At 61.3% G+C, this 17,310-nt stretch carries 16 protein-coding genes and 1 pseudogene; 9 read left to right on the top strand and 8 right to left on the bottom strand.

The window, feature by feature from the left end:
* Positions 1-107 precede the first annotated feature (107 nt).
* On the top strand, positions 108-1,568 hold the full coding sequence (locus tag AC0L2R_RS09575) for an MFS transporter (protein ID WP_473508594.1): 1,461 nt from the start codon (positions 108-110) through the stop codon (positions 1,566-1,568).
* A 12-nt stretch (positions 1,569-1,580) separates the two neighbouring features.
* Here the strand turns inward: AC0L2R_RS09575 and AC0L2R_RS09570 are convergent, their stop codons facing one another.
* On the bottom strand, positions 1,581-2,456 hold the full coding sequence (locus AC0L2R_RS09570) for an HpcH/HpaI aldolase/citrate lyase family protein (RefSeq protein WP_473508593.1): 876 nt from the start codon (positions 2,454-2,456) through the stop codon (positions 1,581-1,583).
* A 3-nt stretch (positions 2,457-2,459) separates the two neighbouring features.
* Complete coding sequence (locus AC0L2R_RS09565; RefSeq protein ID WP_473508592.1) at positions 2,460-2,933, bottom strand: MaoC family dehydratase; 474 nt, start codon at positions 2,931-2,933, stop codon at positions 2,460-2,462.
* 237 nt (positions 2,934-3,170) lie between these two features.
* Here AC0L2R_RS09565 and AC0L2R_RS09560 point away from each other — a divergent pair, with 237 nt between their 5' ends.
* Complete coding sequence (locus AC0L2R_RS09560; protein ID WP_473508591.1) at positions 3,171-4,292, top strand: DUF2336 domain-containing protein; 1,122 nt, start codon at positions 3,171-3,173, stop codon at positions 4,290-4,292.
* A 77-nt stretch (positions 4,293-4,369) separates the two neighbouring features.
* On the opposite strand, the gene dapB is transcribed toward AC0L2R_RS09560, so the two are convergent.
* Both dapB and AC0L2R_RS09550 read right to left on the bottom strand, forming a co-directional pair.
* Positions 4,370-5,152 (bottom strand): 4-hydroxy-tetrahydrodipicolinate reductase, encoded by a 783-nt coding sequence (gene dapB / locus AC0L2R_RS09555; RefSeq protein WP_473508633.1) that lies wholly within the window; start codon positions 5,150-5,152, stop codon positions 4,370-4,372.
* Positions 5,153-5,296: 144 nt separating this feature from the next.
* The gene (locus AC0L2R_RS09550) at positions 5,297-6,178 is read right to left on the bottom strand and encodes a dienelactone hydrolase family protein (RefSeq protein ID WP_473508590.1); all 882 of its coding nucleotides are present in this window, start codon (positions 6,176-6,178) and stop codon (positions 5,297-5,299) included.
* Positions 6,179-6,401: 223 nt separating this feature from the next.
* Between AC0L2R_RS09550 and AC0L2R_RS09545 the strand changes: the two genes are divergently transcribed.
* Entirely contained in the window at positions 6,402-6,689 is a 288-nt protein-coding gene (locus AC0L2R_RS09545; RefSeq protein ID WP_473508589.1) for a nucleotidyltransferase family protein, read from the top strand.
* A gap of 42 nt (positions 6,690-6,731) precedes the next feature.
* Here AC0L2R_RS09545 and AC0L2R_RS09540 read toward each other — a convergent pair whose 3' ends face one another.
* On the bottom strand, positions 6,732-6,887 hold the full coding sequence (locus AC0L2R_RS09540) for a hypothetical protein (RefSeq protein WP_473508588.1): 156 nt from the start codon (positions 6,885-6,887) through the stop codon (positions 6,732-6,734).
* A gap of 94 nt (positions 6,888-6,981) precedes the next feature.
* Here AC0L2R_RS09540 and AC0L2R_RS09535 point away from each other — a divergent pair, with 94 nt between their 5' ends.
* From AC0L2R_RS09535 to AC0L2R_RS09515, 5 genes and pseudogenes are all read left to right on the top strand, one after another.
* Positions 6,982-7,437 carry a hypothetical protein gene (locus AC0L2R_RS09535; RefSeq protein ID WP_473508587.1) on the top strand — a complete coding sequence of 152 codons (456 nt, stop codon included), beginning with the start codon at positions 6,982-6,984 and terminating at the stop codon, positions 7,435-7,437.
* A 675-nt stretch (positions 7,438-8,112) separates the two neighbouring features.
* The gene (locus AC0L2R_RS09530) at positions 8,113-8,751 is read left to right on the top strand and encodes a hypothetical protein (protein WP_473508586.1); all 639 of its coding nucleotides are present in this window, start codon (positions 8,113-8,115) and stop codon (positions 8,749-8,751) included.
* 5 nt (positions 8,752-8,756) lie between these two features.
* Positions 8,757-9,827, top strand: a complete 1,071-nt coding sequence (locus AC0L2R_RS09525) for a helix-turn-helix domain-containing protein (protein ID WP_473508585.1) — start codon at positions 8,757-8,759, stop codon at positions 9,825-9,827.
* Between the two features lie 88 nt (positions 9,828-9,915).
* Positions 9,916-10,137: pseudogene (locus AC0L2R_RS09520) on the top strand (hypothetical protein); the annotation flags it as partial.
* Positions 10,134-10,496: an Imm8 family immunity protein gene (locus AC0L2R_RS09515; protein WP_473508584.1), complete on the top strand. Its 363-nt coding sequence runs from the start codon at positions 10,134-10,136 to the stop codon at positions 10,494-10,496. The pseudogene AC0L2R_RS09520 and the gene AC0L2R_RS09515, both read left to right, overlap by 4 nt.
* A 52-nt stretch (positions 10,497-10,548) precedes the next feature.
* Here AC0L2R_RS09515 and parE read toward each other — a convergent pair whose 3' ends face one another.
* Entirely contained in the window at positions 10,549-12,600 is a 2,052-nt protein-coding gene (gene parE, locus AC0L2R_RS09510) for a DNA topoisomerase IV subunit B (RefSeq protein WP_023801056.1), read from the bottom strand.
* A gap of 267 nt (positions 12,601-12,867) precedes the next feature.
* Here parE and AC0L2R_RS09505 point away from each other — a divergent pair, with 267 nt between their 5' ends.
* Entirely contained in the window at positions 12,868-14,037 is a 1,170-nt protein-coding gene (locus AC0L2R_RS09505) for a GGDEF domain-containing protein (protein ID WP_473508583.1), read from the top strand.
* Between the two features lie 71 nt (positions 14,038-14,108).
* Here AC0L2R_RS09505 and gcvP read toward each other — a convergent pair whose 3' ends face one another.
* Positions 14,109-16,919 (bottom strand): aminomethyl-transferring glycine dehydrogenase, encoded by a 2,811-nt coding sequence (gene gcvP / locus AC0L2R_RS09500; RefSeq protein WP_473508582.1) that lies wholly within the window; start codon positions 16,917-16,919, stop codon positions 14,109-14,111.
* Between the two features lie 19 nt (positions 16,920-16,938).
* Positions 16,939-17,307, bottom strand: coding sequence for a glycine cleavage system protein GcvH (gcvH, locus tag AC0L2R_RS09495; protein WP_473508581.1), 369 nt, complete (start codon positions 17,305-17,307; stop codon positions 16,939-16,941).
* Between the last annotated feature and the right edge of the window lie 3 nt (positions 17,308-17,310).

The raw sequence follows: 17,310 nt of genomic DNA, 5'->3' as shown, positions 1-17,310 counted from the left end.
TTAAGTATATAGAGTTCACTCTTCGATCGCAACCATCCGCCAGCCTTGGCTCCGGCGGCCGAAGCGGCACGCCTTCGCATGCCGCACGCAAAGGATTTGTGTGCCTTATGACCGATACTTCACTTGTACGCCCGACGGACCGCAGGTCATGGTTGGGCCTCATGGCTGTCTTGCCCCTGGTCCTGCTCGTAGCCATGGACGGCTCGATACTCTATCTCGCCATGCCGCGTGTGACCTCGGCCATCACGCCGACCGCCGACCAAGCACTCTGGATTCTCGACATCTACGGTTTCGTGGTTGGATCGCTGCTGATCGTCTTCGGCAATATCGGCGACCGTTTTGGGCGGCTGAAGCTGATCATGATCGGCGCAGTGGTCTTCGGTGCTGGATCGCTCGGCGCAGCCTATTCGCAAACGTCTGAAAGCCTGATCGCCTCACGCGCCCTAATGGGATTGGGCGGCGCGACACTGTTGCCCTCCGGGCTGGCGATCGTGAGCTCGCTGTTCCCCGATCCGCGAACGCGCGCTCAGGCGATCGGGATGTTCGCGGCGACTTTTGCGGCTGGATTCGCCATCGGGCCTGTCATGGGCGGCCTGCTGTTGCGGCAATTCGAATGGGGCGCCGTGTTTTTGATCAATGTCCCCGTCGTGATCGGCTTCCTGATCTCTGCACCGGTACAGCTGCAGGAGGTGCGTTCGACTGCCTACGGACGAATCGATCTGGTGAGCCTCATATTGTCCTTCGCAGGTATCCTGTTGTTCACATATTCGCTCAAGAGCGCGGCGGCGCATGGCTTCACGCCGACACTGTTGACCATCGGCATCGTCGGCATCCTTGCCCTTGAGCTGTTCGTGCGCAGACAGAGCAGGATTGACTACCCGCTGCTCGACCTGGACCTGTTCCGAGACCCCATTTTCTCCATCGCCATCCTGACCGGCCTTCTTACGCTGGTTGTCTGGTCGGCCACCGGATATCTGTCGGGCATCTATCTGCAATCGGTGTTGGGCTTTGATGTTTTCAACGCAGCGCTGCTGACGTTGCCAGGCGCGATCGTGCTGACGGCGACTTGCGTGGGCACCGCGCGCATCGTCGAGCGGATCGGCCGCAAAACTGCCCTTGTTGCCACACATCTGCTCATCGGCGTCGGCGTCCTCCTGCTGCTGTTCACGACCACCGAGGTCGGAATCGCGGCCTTCATCGCCTCGACCATGATCGCTGGCGTCGGATATGGGTTGTCCTTTAGCCTGGTGGCCGAGATAGCGGTGTCGGCCGTTCCTGCCGAACGAGCCGGTGCGGCGAGTTCGATCGCCGAGACCAGCAACGAACTGGGCAATGCACTGGGAATTTCCCTGCTCGGATCGTTGGCCGCGCTGAGCTTCCGGCTGTTGGGTCCCGGCGTGGCCGGCACGCTCAACGAAACACTTGATCAGTCGGACCCTGAAATTATCGTACGGGCCAACGAAGCCTTCCTCACCGGTTTACATGTCGCAGTCGGCGCCGGCGGTCTGCTGACCCTTGCAACTGGCGTCATCGCGTGGCTCTGGCTGCCGAGAAAATTGCCCGAATGACCTGGCAGGGAGTTATATCCCTGCCGCCCTGGCGCGTGCCAGAAGCCTCTCGGCCAGCTTGAGATGCGGCCGGTCGTACATCTTGCCGCCGATGCCGACGACGCCGGGATTTCCAGCCGCCTCGAATGCCTGGACGATCGCCAGGGAGTGTTTCACCGCCTCGGTCGACGGCGTGAAGGCGGCGTTGATGACAGGCACCTGCGCTGGATGGATCGCCATCTTGCCGGTGAAGCCGTCGCGCTCGGCCTCGGCGCATTCCGCCGCGAAGCCGGCCATGTCGCGAAAATCTGGGAAAACCGTGTCGATCGCCGCGACTTCCGCGGCACCGGCGGCGAGGATGGTCATGGTGCGGGCGAAGCGGAACACATCGGTGTAGCGGCCATTCTCGTCGCGGGCCGTGCGCGCACCGATTGCTGCCGAGAGATCTTCCGCACCCCAGGTCACGCCGACAAGCCGCGCACTTGCCTTGGCGTAGCTCGCGGCCGCCAGCACGCCGGCAGCTGTTTCGGTGATGATCGGCAGGATTTTTATCGCACTGTCCGGCACCCCGCTTTCGGCCTCGTGCACCCTGAGCTTGGCCGAGAGCTGCTGGACATCCTGTCCGCTGTTCGACTTCGGCAGCATGATGCCGTCGGGTTTCACTGGCACGAGTGCCGCCAGATCGTCATCCGCCAGGCCGGTCGAGAGATCGTTGATGCGGACATAGATTGCGGAACTGGTTTGATGCCCGTGTCCGGTGATGAAGCGTGCGGCGATATCGCGGGCCAAGGTTTTGTTTTGTGGCGCGACCGAATCCTCGAGATCGACGATGATCACGTCGGCGCCGGCGCCAATCGCCTTTTCCAGCTTCTTTTCCGAATCGCCGGGAACGAACAGCAGCGAGCGCATCGGTCAGGCCTTCTTCATCATCATCGCCTGCCTCGCGCATTTGGCGACGAGCACGTCGTCCTGGTTGTAGGCGCGGTGCTCGAATTCGACGATGCCGCGATCCGGCTTCGACCTGGAGTCGCGCACCGACACCACCGTCGTCTCGACTCGGATGGTGTCGCCGTGGAAGACCGGATGCGGAAACACCGTCTCCTTCATGCCGAGATTGGCGACGGTGGTGCCGACGGTGATGTCGTTCACCGAAATACCGATCATCAGGCCCAGCGTGAACAGCGAATTGACCAGCGGCTTGCCCCATTCGCTTTTGGCGGCGAAGTCGAAATCGATGTGAAGCGGCTGCGGGTTCAGCGTCATTACCGAGAACAGCATGTTGTCGCTTTCGGTGACGGTTTTCCGCAGCGTGTGCCGGAAGACGTGGCCGACGACGAACTCTTCCAGATAAAGCCCGGCCATGGTCGATCTCCTCCGCTGCCGCATCGCCCCGAAAATCGGAATCGATTTTTGGAAAGCACGATGCTTCAAAGTGTTAGCGTGCTTTGTGCGTCCGAAAGCGCGCAAGTCGCTCTAAGGGTTGATAGGCGCTGCCTACCGCGCTCGCAAGCCAGTTAACAAAGAGGGGCAGTTAACAAAGATGGTGAACCGTTCGTAAACTATTTCTGCCTACGGTCTTCACTGGGGCGGGAACGGACTCGGGCTAGGGGCATAGCGGACGGCATGGTTGTTTCGCATTTCCTGAAATGGATTCATACGGCAAGGGTCTCTGAGCGCGCCGCGGCAGCAAGCGCATTGGCTCGCGCCTACATCAATGCCGAACTGCCTTTCGAGGATCGCTGCGCGGCGGAGGCGGCGCTGACGCTGCTGCTCGACGATGCCTCGTCGAAAGTGCGGCTGGCGATGGCAGAGGCGCTGTCGATGAGCCATCACGCGCCGCTGCAGATCATCAGCGCGCTGGCGTCCGATCAGCCGGAAGTCGCCAGCCTGGTGCTGGCACGTTCGCCGCTGCTTACCGATGCCGATCTGACCGACCGGGTTGCCGGCGGCCAGAAGGCGATCCAGAAACTGATCGCCGGTCGTCCGCGCGTCTCCATGGCGGTCGCCGCCGCGATCGCCGAAATCGGCGAGCCGGAAGCCTGCGCCACGCTTCTCGCCAACAGCGGCGCCGACATCGCTTCGCTCAGCTTCCGCCGTATCGCCGAACGCCATGGCCATCTGCCTTCGCTGCGCGAAGCGCTGATATCGGATGCGCGTCTGCCCGCTGACTGCCGGCATATGCTGCTGATAAAACTTGGTGAAACGCTCAAGGGTTCGCCGCTGGTCCTGGCGCTGATGGGCCGTGCCAGAACCGAGCGCGTCATGCGCGACGCCTGCGTCAAGGCTTCCCTGACGCTGATCGAAGGCACGCGCCAGGAAGAACATGCGGCGCTCATCGAGCATCTGCGCCTGCGCGGCGACCTGACCGCAAGCTTCATCATTCGCACCATCGCGCACGGCAAGGTCGATTTCTTCGGCTCGGCGCTGGTCGCGCTCAGCCAGCAATCCGAACAACGGGTGAGGGCGCTGCTGGCCGGCGGGCACGACGTGGCGCTGCAGGCGCTGCTCCGCAGCGCTGGCCTGGCCGCGGCCACGCACGCCATCATCCTGCGCGCGCTGAAGGTCTGGCGCGAGGTCGCCAATGGCAAGCGCCTCGCCGGCGTCCAGGAAGTCAGCTGGCTGATGCTGAAGGAATTGGGCGGGCAGTCCGCCGAAGGCGATCTCGCCGGATTGGTCAAATCGATCCACCTCGATGCGCTGCGCGAAAACGCGCGCGGTCACGCGCTGGCGATCGCGGCGGCCTAGTGGTGAAAATCTGACGGTTGATACCCAAATCGAATTGCAGCAATGGATGAAGAGCAGTCCTTGCGGCAGTTGCAAACTCAGCGGGAGATTGGCGACAACCCGAGAACGTCCTGCATGTCGTATTCGCCGGGTTCATGGTCTGAAACCCAGCGTGCGGCAGTCAACGCAATTCGCGCGAACATGCCGCGATCCAAAGCGGAATGCGACAGTGTCAGAATCTCTTCGTCGGCGGCAAATACCACACTATGCTCTCCAATGATGCCGCCGCCTCGCAATACGGAAAACCCGATTTCACCAAGCGCTCGCTCGCCAATAATACCATCGCGCCCGCGCCGTTCGACGGGAGCAAGCGGAACGCCCCGACCGCTGGCTGCTGCTTCGCCTAGCATCAGCGCCGTTCCAGATGGTGCATCGATCTTCCGGCGATGGTGAGCTTCATGGACCTCGATATCCCAAACTTCAGCTGGGAAAGAGCGCGCGGCGCGCTCAACTAGGCCCACCAGCATGTTCACGCCAAGGGAGAAGTTGCCTGAACGCACGATCGCTATTTTACGTGCCGCCTCGGCGATCCGAGCGAGGTGAGTGTCCTCAAACCCTGTTGCGCCGATCACCATTGCTGGTCGACCCATCGCGGCGCACTTTTCTGCAAGCGCCGCCGATGCTTGGCCGGTCGTGAAATCCACGACGACATCCGCAGCGCGGAGCGCTGCGTCAACATCAATCAATCCGTCGACGACTTTTTCGGGGCGTCCGAAGCCTCCTACGAGCGAAAAGGCAGGTGCTGCGGCCACTGCAGCGAGTAATGCTCTGCCCATGTGGCCCTGCGCGCCAGCGACAGCGATTCTAATAGCAGGCACCAATGTTCTTCCCTTAGCAACATCCAGATTAAAATCGACGGTTTCGTATCGATTTTGTACCGTCGCAGAAGTGGCGCATCGCGACAACGTCTAAGGTCCGCAACGGGGTGACGGAAAGCGGCCTTGCGGCACAAGTGTCTGTCTGGATCAGTGTCCAAGCGTTTCACTCAGGAAAACGTGTGAATCCTGAAACGAGCGATTGGCGGCGAGTTCATTGTATTGCAGGAAGTGGCCGAAGGACGAGATGCCCGTTTTCAGGTTCTCGGCGTCGAATGAGTGCGTGGCGTCCGGGTAGACGATAAGTTTGACGGGGCTCCCTTTGCCGCTGCGTTGCTCCATCATTTTCCGGCAGGCCGCCGCCGGGGTCCAATCGTCGCGTTCGCCGACTAGGATCAAGGTCGGAACGGCCATCTCACCACTCGTCACCGAGCATGAGGGGTAGTAGGCAATCGCAGCTTGGAATTTCTGCTTCATAAGCGCTTCCGCAGCGCCAAGCTGGACGGCTTGCAGCACAGCGATTCCGCCAGCGGACAACCCCATTACCGCGACGCGTCGAGAGTCGACGAAGCCGAGCGTGGTGAGGAATTCCAAGGCGCCGTAGGCGTCGTTGACCCGATCGTAAAACAGCCGGTCGCAGGTATGCCGGATGCCGCGCGTCGTGAAACTGTCGACGGCTAATACGACATACCCCCAGGACGACAATCTTCTTGACCAGGCCTCTCTTTCTCGGAGGCCAAGGCCGGCACAGCCGTGAAGCAGGACGACAGCCGGGAACGGTCCATCCCCCGCTGGGCGTCCCAGGAATCCTTGTATCGGCACGCCGGGAAAAATCTTTGGTTCTTCGCCTCGCTGCCGCGCCATGCGCGTCTGAAACGGTGTCAGCTGGGATGTGGCGCTTTTGAACTTCACCAACTGGCCGGCATGCGAATGAAAAACTCCAAGACAACCAATGATACCGCACAAGAGTAGTCTGGCTGCCTTTCGAAGGAAGGCTGGTAGGCCAAAGGTCTCGATCCAGCGGGCGTGCATCTCGGCTCCAGTCCCTCAGACTTCTTATCGACCGAGCTTATGCGCTGACCGGCAAGGTCGTCTCGCGTCCTTCTACATGGGTACAAGCGTCAGGTCTTCACCACTAGCTTGGGTTTGGTAGCCGCGATTGCGTTGCGTTGTAGGCGCAAAAAACTGCTACTATTTTAGGGCCATGCACGATTTTGCTTCGAAACGCCTTAAGGTTCCGGCAGAGATCAAGCCGTTGATCGATGAGATCAGGCTTCGGTTGAGCCCCGATTCTATATGGCTGTTCGGCAGCCGAGCGCGGGGCGACAATCGACCTGACAGCGACTGGGATGTTCTCGTTGCTTTGCCCAACGACGCCACGCCGGAACTGCTCGATCCGCTCGTCGGTTGGACGATTCAGCATGAAGTCGGAATTCCTGCCACAATCCTCTCGACCACGTCGAGTGAATTGGCGGCAAGCTGGGGTTCGCGGTATACGATCGCGTATGACGTCGCGCGGGACGGGCGCCAACTGGATGTCTGACCACCGGACCATCGCTAGTGCCCTTCGGTTGGCGATCGTGCATCAGGGACGCACGCCTTCGGGCAGAATCCGGGTCCCGAAAACGCGACCTATTTGAGCGAGCAGGTTATCCGGGCGCTGGCGATTTAAGAGGCCATTCACATCGAGCGTCACGACGCCCACCAGCTCCATTCCTGTCGCTGTGAAGTGACGGGTCATCGGGTCGCCTGACGCCGAGGCGGTAGGCATCTGTTGGGTGCATAGCTAACGTTCCGGCGACTCGATAAGGTGTGCCAATGCGCAGGAGGACGGGTTGAAGTACAGTGTGAGCAGTTTGCTGTTGACCTCGTTTATGGTGCTAAACGCGCTAACGCTGCCCAGTTCAGCAATGGCAGACGACGATTGCCAATCTAAGGACAAAACGAACGATCTTTGTAAATTCGCCGCTAGCCTTCAGGAGACATTGGCACCCACGCTGCCGAAAGCAATAAATTCGACGCTCACGATCAACGCCGTTGCGGCAACAGGCAGGAGGCTGATCGTCTATGCGGTGTGGTCCGAGACAAAAGCCCAGATGGATGCATATGTGCAGTCTCTTGGCGTCTCGCAGGCAAACTACAACGATGGGCTGCTTGTGGCGACAAAGGGAAGGGTGTGTAGCCCAGAGGGAATGACCGACTTCATTCAGAAAGGCGGTGAGTTAGAATACAAATACAGGACTATAGATGGCTTTCTGGAAGTAAGTGCCCTCGTAACGGGATGTCCGTAGCCAAGCTGCGTGGGGTTCAAAGATTTGCGCGGATCCATGCGCCTAGCCGAAGCCCACCAATCCTTCCCTATTGGCGCAGCCTCATGCGCTACGCATGCAGTTGGCGAATCCAGCCGCGCAAATCGCGGTCGCGCTCCCCGATTTCCCAACATATCGGACGCTATTCAATGAATCGCTAGCTCTCTGGCAATTCGGTGGCGTTGGCGTCACACTGTTCGCTGCGGCGATGATGCAAAAGAGACGATTTCCGCCGCAAAAGAATGCGCGCGGATGGTAGGCAAGATTGGCCCCAAGTTCACCGCTAAGCAACTGGCCGATATGGAGGAAGCCGTCGGTCACCTTACCAACGCTATTGCGTTGAAAAAGCGAATGAACAATGCCTAGAGGTCCTAAAGGCCAGAAAGCGCCCCGCTGACGTGCTCGGCAATGCCGTCCGCGTCACGCGCATTGCCACCGGCGAGGAAGCCGATGACGTGCAGGACGACGGCAAGAGCGCCGCCGCCAAGAGCTTGGTTCCAAGGGTGGTAAGAAACGCGCCGTCAACGTGACGCCAGAGCGGCGAGCCGAGACCGCCAAGTAGGCGGCGGAAAGTCGCTGGAGAAAGTAGATGGCGCTTGACCATGTTAATTTTCTCCTCCACAAATGAGGAAGAAAAAATTAACATGAGGTCGATTCGTGCCAACCCGCATTGTTTCTCAGGACTATGAAGTCGGCTCCCGCCTCGATCACTTCGGCCTGACGGCTGGCGAGTTTATCGAGGTGGCAAAGCGCGCGGTCGCGGCCAAGGCGAGCTTCGTGCTCAATTTCCCGCTCAATGCAGCCGGTCAACTTTCCTACATCCACGGCACAGGTGCCTTGCGCGATACCCTGCGGCTCAAAGGTTGGGAAATCGACCGCACCGGAAATATTGAAGCGGTTTATAATCCCAAGACCGGGATGAAGATCGTTTTCCAGAATGCGGACAGCGCCTGCGAAGACGCACGCGACCCCAAGGCTATTTCCGACAAAGGGCCGGCGGCGACGCGTGCGGTCGATCTCGGGCAGAAAAACTTATTCCCAGAGTTTGATGCGGAAGACGAGCAGCGCAAGTCGCGCGAGAACGCCTCGCTCTGGTATTTCTGCGTCTATATCAACGGCGATGATGTTCGGGCGGAACTTTCGTTCCCCAAGAGCATCGAGGAAAAGCAGTTCAAAGAGTTCAACGAACGAATTTACATCATCAAGCCAGGCGAGTGGGCTAGCATCATGCCCAAGAAGGATGACGACGAAACCCCTGCCCAGGATTTCGAAATCAACGTCACACGCAAGAAGTAGCAGCCATGTTCAGTGGTCAGAGAATGAGCCTCGCTCGGAAACGGCGGAGGCTCACCAGCAGAGGATTCGCTCAACTGCTTGGCATGTCGCCAGTTACCATTACGCGCCTTGAGGGAGAGAAGAATGAACCGTCTTCCGAGACGGTCGATGCCATCGCGGCGGTGTTGCGGTTTCCGCGCGAGTTCTTTTTCGGCGACGACGTTGACGAAGTCACCAAGGACGCGGCCAGCTTTCGCAGCCTGACGACTATGACAGCCCGCGAGCGCGACGCAGCGCTTGCATCGGGGTCGTTCGCGTATCTCCTTTCGGACTACATCTCAGAGAGATTCAACCTACCCGAACCAGTCTTGATAGACTTGGCGCACGAGCGCGACCCAGCGGCGGCGGCACGAACGCTTCGTGAAGTTTGGGGATTGGGCGAACAACCTCTCAGCAACATGATCAAGTTGTTGGAGTCGAAAGGCGTGCGCGTGTTCTCTCTGGCTGAGAACACCAAGAACGTGGATGCTTTTTCGTGCTGGCGGAACGATGTTCCCTACATCTTCCTGAACACCTTCAAGTCGGCGGACCGCAGTCGGCTAGATGCTGCTCATGAGCTGGCACATTTGGTACTGCATCGGCATGGCGGGCCTCAGCAAGGGCGGGAAGCCGAAATCGAGGCCAACAGCTTCGCCTCCTCGTTTTTGATGCCGGCAGCCGACATCAAATCTCGGGTTCCTTCGGTCGCTCGACTGGACGATCTCGTTATCGCAAAGAAGCGTTGGGGAGTCTCTACAGCGGCGCTAGCTTACCGGTTGCACAAGCTTGGGATACTTAGCGATTGGCAGTATCGCACGTTCTGCATTCAGATGAATGAGCGCGGCTATCGACACAATGAGCCGAATAGCGTGCCTCGTGAAGAATCGGTCGTGTGGAAGGCTGTCTTCACGACGCTATGGAGCGAGAAGGTCCCAAAAAATCGCATCGCGGCAGACCTTCATTTGCCTCCCGAGGAGCTTGAAAACCTAGTGTTTGGGTTGACGGGCGATCCGACGCCGCCCAAGCCAACCGGCCGGGTAGGTCTACGGAAGGTGTGATGAACTTTCATGCTTGGCACAAGCTGCCCCTGAAACCCGTGTCCAAATCCTCACCGTGCTTTGCGAGGGTTCTTCGATGCGCTCCACAGAAGGCAAGAGGACCTCGCCAGAGCGCCGCTACAGCCCCGCCGTTTGCACTGGCGCGACCAAGACCAAAGTGCATAGGGCGCTGAAAATGACCCCGGCAATGGCCGCTGGCGTGTCGCAAACTCTCTGGTCAATGGATGACCTTTGCGAGAAGATGGACGCTGTTGCACCGAAGCCCGGCAAGCGCGGCCCGTACAAGAAGCAAGAAAAATTGCTGCCATGAGAGCACAGTACAAGGGCCACCGAATTCTAGATACCGATGCCGGAGCTTTTGCCCTCGATACGTGGAACCCGCGCGATCCCACTGACTTCTCCGTCACTATTGATTTCTATGCCGGTCCAGAAGGAGATAACAGCGCCGACGCATTTACAGCGACTGTCTGCTCTCCCAATTGGTTCCTTCGATCTCAGGGCAGCAAGGTATTTGCGGCGGAAAGTGTGATTTTCATGCCGCGTTTCGACCACGTCGAGCTCGAAAAGTTTCTCAGGGATCGTTGTGCTGCGACCGAGGGGGAAACTTGGCAGGCCATCGGCGCGCAACTCACCAGACTAGGGCGCTGGGAGTTCGACTATCGCCTTTGAAATTTCAAACTGAGACACTACCTGCCGTTGCGGTTCGCCGAGCCGAAGAAATTCAGATATCCAGCACTTCCGTCTCGGCGAATTCCGCGCGTTCCTGGATGAAGCGGAAGCGGGCTTCCGGCTTGGTACCCATCAGCGCGTCGACCGCATCCTTGGTCGCCGCCTCGGCGTCGATCACATCGACCCTGAGCAGCGTGCGCTTTCTCGGGTCCATGGTGGTTTCCTTGAGCTGGGCGGCCATCATTTCGCCCAACCCCTTGAAGCGGCCGATTTCGACCTTGCCGCGCCCGGTGAACTCGGTGCGCAGCAGTTCGTCCTTGTGCGCATCGTCGCGGGCATAGGCGACCTTGCCGCCTTGGCGGATCGAGTAGAGCGGCGGCACCGCCAGGTAGAGATGGCCGTCGCGGACCAGGCTCGGCATCTCCTGATAGAAGAAGGTGATCAGCAGCGAAGCGATGTGGGCGCCGTCGACGTCGGCGTCGGTCATGATGATGACCCGGTCGTAGCGCAGATCCTGATCGCGGTATTTTGACCGCGTGCCACAGCCAAGCGCCTGGATCAGGTCGGAAATCTGCTGGTTGCCAGCCAGCTTGTCGTTGCCGGCGCTGGCGACGTTGAGAATCTTGCCGCGTAGCGGCAGCACTGCCTGGCTGGCGCGGTCGCGCGCCTGTTTCGCCGAGCCGCCGGCCGAATCGCCCTCGACGATGAAGAGTTCGGCGCCGGCCGCGGCATTCTGCGTGCAGTCGGCGAGCTTGCCGGGCAGGCGCAGCTTGCGCACCGCGCTCTTGCGCGAGACTTCCTTTTCCTGGCGGCGGCGCACCCGCTCGTCAGCACGCGCGATCACCCATTCGAGCAGCTTCGAAGCTTCCTGCGGGTTGTCGGCCAGCCAGTGGTCGAAGGGGTCGCGGATCGCGGCCTCGACGATCCTGATCGCCTCGATCGTCGCCAGCCGGTCCTTGGTCTGGCCGACGAATTCCGGCTCGCGGATGAACACTGACAGCATGCCCGCCGCCGAGATCATGACGTCTTCCGAGGTGACGATCGAAGCGCGCTTGTTGCCGACCAGCTCGGCATAGGCGCGCAGGCCGCGCGTCAAGACGTTGCGGAAGCCAGCCTCATGGGTGCCGCCTTCGCCGGTCGGGATGGTGTTGCAGTAGGAGTTGAGGAACCCGTCGCCGCCGAACCAGGTCACCGCCCATTCGAGCGAGCCGTGGCCGCCTTGCCTGTCGCTTTTGCCGGCAAAGATTTCGCGGGTGACCTGGAATTCGTCGCCGAGCGAGGCTTTCAGATAGTCCTTGAGGCCGCCGGGAAAATGGAACTCGGCCTTGGCGGGCGTCGTGTCCTTCTCCTTGATCAGCGAGGGGTCGCAGGTCCAGCGGATCTCGACGCCGCCGAACAGATAGGCCTTCGAGCGCGTCATCCGATAGAGCCGCGCCGGCTCGAAAGCAGCACCCTTGCCGAAGATCTGCTCGTCGGGATGGAAGCGTATCCTGGTGCCGCGGCGGTTATGCACCTCGCCGAGCTGTTCCAGGCCGGTCACCGGAACGCCCCGCGAAAAGCGCTGGCGATAGAGCTGGCGGCCGCGCGCGACCTCGACCTCGAGATGGTCCGACAGCGCGTTGACGACGGAGACGCCGACGCCGTGCAGGCCGCCCGAGGTCTCGTAGACCTTGCTGTCGAACTTGCCGCCGGAATGCAGCGTCGTCATGATGACTTCGAGCGCAGGCTTCTTGAATTTCGGATGCGGATCGACCGGAATGCCGCGGCCATTGTCGGTCACCGCCAGATATCCGTCGGCCGAAAGCTCGACGTCGATGAAAGTCGCGTGGCCGGCGACCGCCTCGTCCATCGAATTGTCGATGACCTCGGCGAACAAATGGTGCATCGCCTTGTCGTCGGTGCCGCCGATATACATGCCGGGCCGCCGCCGCACCGGCTCCAGCCCTTCCAGAACCTCGATGTCGGCGGCACTGTAGCTCTCGCTGCCGTCGCGGGATGCCGGGCGCTTCGCCGCCTGCACCAGCGGGTCGGCCGGGCGCGCGGTGGCGCGAACCGGTTGCGGCTGCTTGTCCAAATTGCCGAAAAGATCGTTGCTGTCGTTCATGCTGGTCCTGGATTGCGATGCTGCGAATCACCACCCGATACTGCCACGCTTTTTGCGGGCAGGCGACGGAGGTTCCCGTTACGTTCGAGGATAGAGCCTCTTACTGCAAAACCATTCGACAACCAAGCGGCGGAAATGGGCCGAGGGCATCGACGCTTTGTAAACCTTGTCCGGAGGTTACGCCGGAAGGTTGGCCGAAAAAGGGTATTCGCGGATTGCTGCTGACCTAGAATGCGGCAGAACCCGAGAAGAGGCTGTCGCTTACGCATGTTGGATTACAGTTCGCTCCTGCTTGCGGCAGCGTTGTCGGGCACGTGCCTCAGCATCACCCTGTTTGCGATCTGGTGCACCGCGCCACAGGCACGCTTTGTGCTGACGGTGGCGTGCGGCATTCTCGTGCTCGTCGCACATGTGGTCTTGTTCTGGCACTATGCCAAGCATCCCAGCCCTTGGCTTTGCCAGATCGTGCTTGCGCTTCTCAGCCTGGGCCTTCTGACCCTCTGCCTGTCGGCCATGCAGTATCTCGGCGTCCACGACTACAGGCGCGCCATCTTGCCGACCCTGGCTGCGATGGTGGTTTGCGCAGGCGCGACGTCGCTGGGCTTTGACGGCGTCGGCTTCATCGTCACCTACGCGACGGTAACGGCGCTGCTCTCGCTTATCGGGGTGATGTTCTGGATCAAAGGTGGTCATGATCGCCGGATATTGCTGGTCGTTTCGTTCCTGAGCGGCGTCTGTGCGCTGTCCTTCGGACTTTGCGGCGCGGTCCTGCTGGTCAAGGGCCAATGGGTGCTCGGCGTTGCGCCCGACAACTGGGCCGAACGGTTGAATTCCGCCGTGGCGGTCGCCTGCATGACGGGGCTCGGCGCATTGACGCTCTCCCTGCACCATTTGCAGGCGCAGATTGAACTGAAGGCCGAGACCATGACCGACCCATTGACCGGGCTGATGAACCGGCGGGCGTTGACGGCATTCTACGGCGAGCGGATTTTCGGCCCGTTCATGTCCGTCGCCATGTTCGACCTCGACCATTTCAAGAAGACGAACGATGTATTCGGTCATCCGGTCGGCGATCAGGTTCTGCGCCGCTTCGCCGCTGTCGTCAGAAAATACTCCAGGACCGGCGTCGACGCCTTCCGGCTGGGCGGCGAGGAATTCGTCCTCGTCATGTCGCGGATGACTGAAGAGAAAGCTTACGACATTGCGAGCAAGATCAGCGTCGCCTTCGGCACGGAAGTCGTCGCCACCCAGCTTGGTCCGTTGCGCAGCACAGTCAGTGGCGGCATCGGCTTTGGCGGGACGGATGGCACCAGTCTCGACAATGTGCTGGCCGAAGCCGACGCCGCACTCTATGCGGCAAAGCGCGCCGGGCGAAATCGCGTCGTCGCCCAGAACAAGGCGAGCAAGGCCGACGCGCCGGCCTTGCGTTCTGCCTGATTGAGGCTTCTATCTTCTTGTTAGACCATGATCTTGTCCGAAAACCGGATTCCACTTTTCGGGATCATGGTCTACTCCGCCGCCCCCAGATATTCCGACAGCGGCGGGCAGGAGCAGACGAGGTTGCGGTCGCCGGCGACATTGTCGATGCGCGACACCGGCGGCCAGTATTTGGCTGACGTGTCGGCATCGCCGGCGGGGTAGGCCGCCTCCAGGCGCGAATAGGGATGGGTCCACTGGCCGGCCAGCGCCTCGGCGGCGGTATGCGGCGCATTGACCAGCGGATTGTCGGCTAGGGGCCATTCGCCTTTCGCCACCTTGGCTGCCTCGCCTGATATCGCGATCATCGCCTCGCAGAAGCGATCGAGCTCGCGCTTGGGCTCGGACTCGGTCGGCTCGACCATCAGCGTGCCGGCGACCGGAAACGACATGGTCGGCGCATGGAAACCATAGTCGATCAGCCGCTTGGCGACGTCGTCGACGCTGATACCGGCACTGTCCTTGAGCACGCGGGTATCGAGGATGCATTCATGCGCGACGCGCTCGTGCCTGCCCTTGTAGAGCACCGGGAAATGCGCTCCGAGCCGCGTCGCCACATAATTGGCGGAAATGATCGCCGTCTCGGTCGCCTGCTTCAGGCCCGAAGCGCCCATCATCCGGATATACATCCAGGTGATCGGCAGGATCGAAGCGCTGCCGAACGGTGCAGCCGACACGGCATGGCCCGAGCCTTCGACGACGTGGCCGGGCAGATAGGGTTGCAGATGCGCCTTGACGCCGATCGGGCCGACGCCGGGACCGCCGCCGCCATGCGGGATGCAGAACGTCTTGTGCAGGTTCATGTGGCAGACGTCGGCGCCGATGTCGCCGGGGCGGGCGAGACCGACCAGCGCGTTGAGGTTGGCGCCGTCGAAATAGACCTGGCCGCCATGCTCGTGGACAAGGGCGCAGAGGTCGCGCGCGCCTTCCTCGAAAACGCCGTGCGTCGAGGGATAGGTGAACATCAGCGCCGCAAGGTCTTGCGCATGCTCGTCCGCCTTGGCTTTCAGGTCATCGACGTCGATGTTGCCGTCTTCGGTGCAGCGCACGACGACGACGTTCATGCCGGCCATCGCCGCACTCGCCGGATTGGTGCCATGCGCCGATGACGGAATCAGGCAGACCGTGCGGTGAGCTTCGCCGCGTGAGCGGTGATAGCCGCGAATGGCGAGCAGCCCGGCATACTCGCCCTGGCTGCCGGCGTTGGGCTGCAGGGTCACCGCGTCGAACCCGGTGATCTCCGCCAGCCAGGCTTCCAGTTCGTCGATCATGGCGCGGTAGCCGGCCGAATGGCTTGCCGGGGCGAAGGGATGCAAATTGGCGATATCAGGCCAGCTTACCGGCATCATCTCGGCGGCGGCATTGAGTTTCATCGTGCAGGAGCCGAGCGGGATCATGGCGCGGTCGAGCGCCAGGTCCTTGTCTGCCAGCCGGCGCAGGAAGCGCATCATGTCGGTTTCCGAGTGGTTTTCGCGGAAGACAGGCTGCGTGAGAAACGCCTTGCCACGCGATTTTCCGGGCATGGTGCTGCCGACGGCCGCGCCCGGCTTGGCGCCGAACAGCGCCGCGATCGCTTCCAGATCGGCCTCGGTCGAGGTTTCGTCGAAGCTGATGCCGATGCGGTCGGCGTCGATGACGCGCAGCAATCGGCCGGTCTTTTCGGCTGCGGCGCCAATCGCCCCGGCTCTGCCTTTCACTTCCACCGCCACGGTGTCGAAGCGGCTTGCGCCAAGCACCGAAATTCCTGCTGCCTCGAGACCGGCAGCCAGCCGGTTGGCCAATGCATGGATTCGGCCGGCAATCGCCTGCAGCCCGGCAGGGCCGTGCCAGATCGCATAGGCGGTCGCCATGTTGGCGAGCAGCGCCTGCGCGGTGCAGATGTTGGAGGTCGCCTTGTCACGGCGGATATGCTGTTCACGCGTCTGCAAGGCGAGGCGATAGCCGGGCCGGCCCTTGCTGTCGGTGGACTGGCCGACCAGGCGGCCGGGCATCAGCCGCGTCAGCCTGTCGGAAACGGCGCAATAAGCGGCATGCGGCCCGCCAAAGCCCATCGGCACGCCGAAGCGCTGCATCGGGCCGACGGCGATGTCGGCGCCAAGCGCAGCCGGCGCGTCGGTCAGCGTCAGGGCGAGCGGATCGGCAATGAAGACGACCAGCGCGCCGGTGGCGCGGGCTTTCTCGATTGCCGCCCTGTGGTCGCCATAGACGCCAAACGTATCGGGCCAGGAGACCAGCAGAGCGGCTGTGTTGTCGTCGATCGTGTCACCGTCGACCTCGATGCCGAGCGGCTCGGCGCGGGTGCGCACGACGTCAAGCGTCTGCGGATGCGGCGTGCCGGCCAGCGCCACCTTGGTCCGCTTGTCGCGGTGGTGGCGTAACGCGATGCCGACTGCTTCGGCCACCGCCGTCGCCTCGTCGAGCAACGAGGCCGACGCGACCGGCAGCCCGGTCAGTTCGGTGACCAAGGTCTGGAAATTGAACAGCATTTCGAGCCGGCCCTGGCTGATCTCGGCCTGGTAGGGCGTGTAAGCCGTATACCAGGCCGGGTTCTCGAACAGGTTGCGCTGGATGACCGGCGGCACGTGGACCCCGTGATAGCCGGCGCCGATGAAGCTCTTCAAAACTGTATTTTTCGCCATTGTCGCTGACAGCTCGGCCAGCGCCTCGGCTTCGCTCGCCGGGGCCGGCAAGGCCAGCGGCCGGTCGAGCCGGATCGATTTCGGCACAGCCTGGCTGATCAGCGTCTCGACCGACGGAACGCCGATCGTCGCCAGCATGGCTCTGACATCATTGAGGCCGGGGCCGATATGGCGGGCCGAGAAGGAGTAGGGTGCTGCAGTCATCTTTCCTGGTCCTGCTCTCTCAACCAATATGGGCTTTGTAGGCGGCCTCATCCAGGAGACCTTCGAGTTGGCTTTCATCGGCCAGCTTCATCTTCCACAGCCAGCCGTCGCTGGCCGCCGCCGAATTGACCAGGGACGGATCAGACGAAAGCGCGGCGTTGGCCTCGGTGATCTCGCCGTCGACCGGCGCATAGACGTCCGATGCCGCCTTGACCGATTCGACCACGACTGCGGTATCGCCCTTGGCCAGCTTTTTCCCAGGCTCCGGCAATTCGACGAAGACGAGATCGCCGAGCTGTTCCTGCGCGTAGTCGGTGATGCCGATGGTGGCGATACCGCCTTCGACGCGGAGCCATTCGTGATCTTCAGTGAAATAGGTCTTTGCCATGAA

The organism is Mesorhizobium sp. WSM4820, from assembly GCF_055811075.1.
The sequence above is the reverse complement of the archived record's forward strand: the minus strand, read 5'-3'. Positions and strand labels throughout refer to the sequence as shown.

Excerpts from the sequence above, each read along its gene's own strand:
- gcvH (WP_473508581.1), bottom strand. The coding sequence starts at position 17,307 with ATGGCAAAGACCTATTTCACTGAAGATCACGAATGGCTCCGCGTCGAA.
- AC0L2R_RS09515 (WP_473508584.1), top strand. The coding sequence starts at position 10,134 with ATGAGAGCACAGTACAAGGGCCACCGAATTCTAGATACCGATGCCGGA.
- AC0L2R_RS09570 (WP_473508593.1), bottom strand. The coding sequence starts at position 2,456 with ATGCGCTCGCTGCTGTTCGTTCCCGGCGATTCGGAAAAGAAGCTGGAA.
- AC0L2R_RS09540 (WP_473508588.1), bottom strand. The coding sequence starts at position 6,887 with ATGACCCGTCACTTCACAGCGACAGGAATGGAGCTGGTGGGCGTCGTG.
- AC0L2R_RS09560 (WP_473508591.1), top strand. The coding sequence starts at position 3,171 with ATGGTTGTTTCGCATTTCCTGAAATGGATTCATACGGCAAGGGTCTCT.
- AC0L2R_RS09550 (WP_473508590.1), bottom strand. The coding sequence starts at position 6,178 with ATGCACGCCCGCTGGATCGAGACCTTTGGCCTACCAGCCTTCCTTCGA.
- parE (WP_023801056.1), bottom strand. The coding sequence starts at position 12,600 with ATGAACGACAGCAACGATCTTTTCGGCAATTTGGACAAGCAGCCGCAA.
- AC0L2R_RS09575 (WP_473508594.1), top strand. The coding sequence starts at position 108 with ATGACCGATACTTCACTTGTACGCCCGACGGACCGCAGGTCATGGTTG.
- AC0L2R_RS09505 (WP_473508583.1), top strand. The coding sequence starts at position 12,868 with ATGTTGGATTACAGTTCGCTCCTGCTTGCGGCAGCGTTGTCGGGCACG.
- gcvP (WP_473508582.1), bottom strand. The coding sequence starts at position 16,919 with ATGACTGCAGCACCCTACTCCTTCTCGGCCCGCCATATCGGCCCCGGC.
- AC0L2R_RS09565 (WP_473508592.1), bottom strand. The coding sequence starts at position 2,933 with ATGCGGCAGCGGAGGAGATCGACCATGGCCGGGCTTTATCTGGAAGAG.
- AC0L2R_RS09525 (WP_473508585.1), top strand. The coding sequence starts at position 8,757 with ATGTTCAGTGGTCAGAGAATGAGCCTCGCTCGGAAACGGCGGAGGCTC.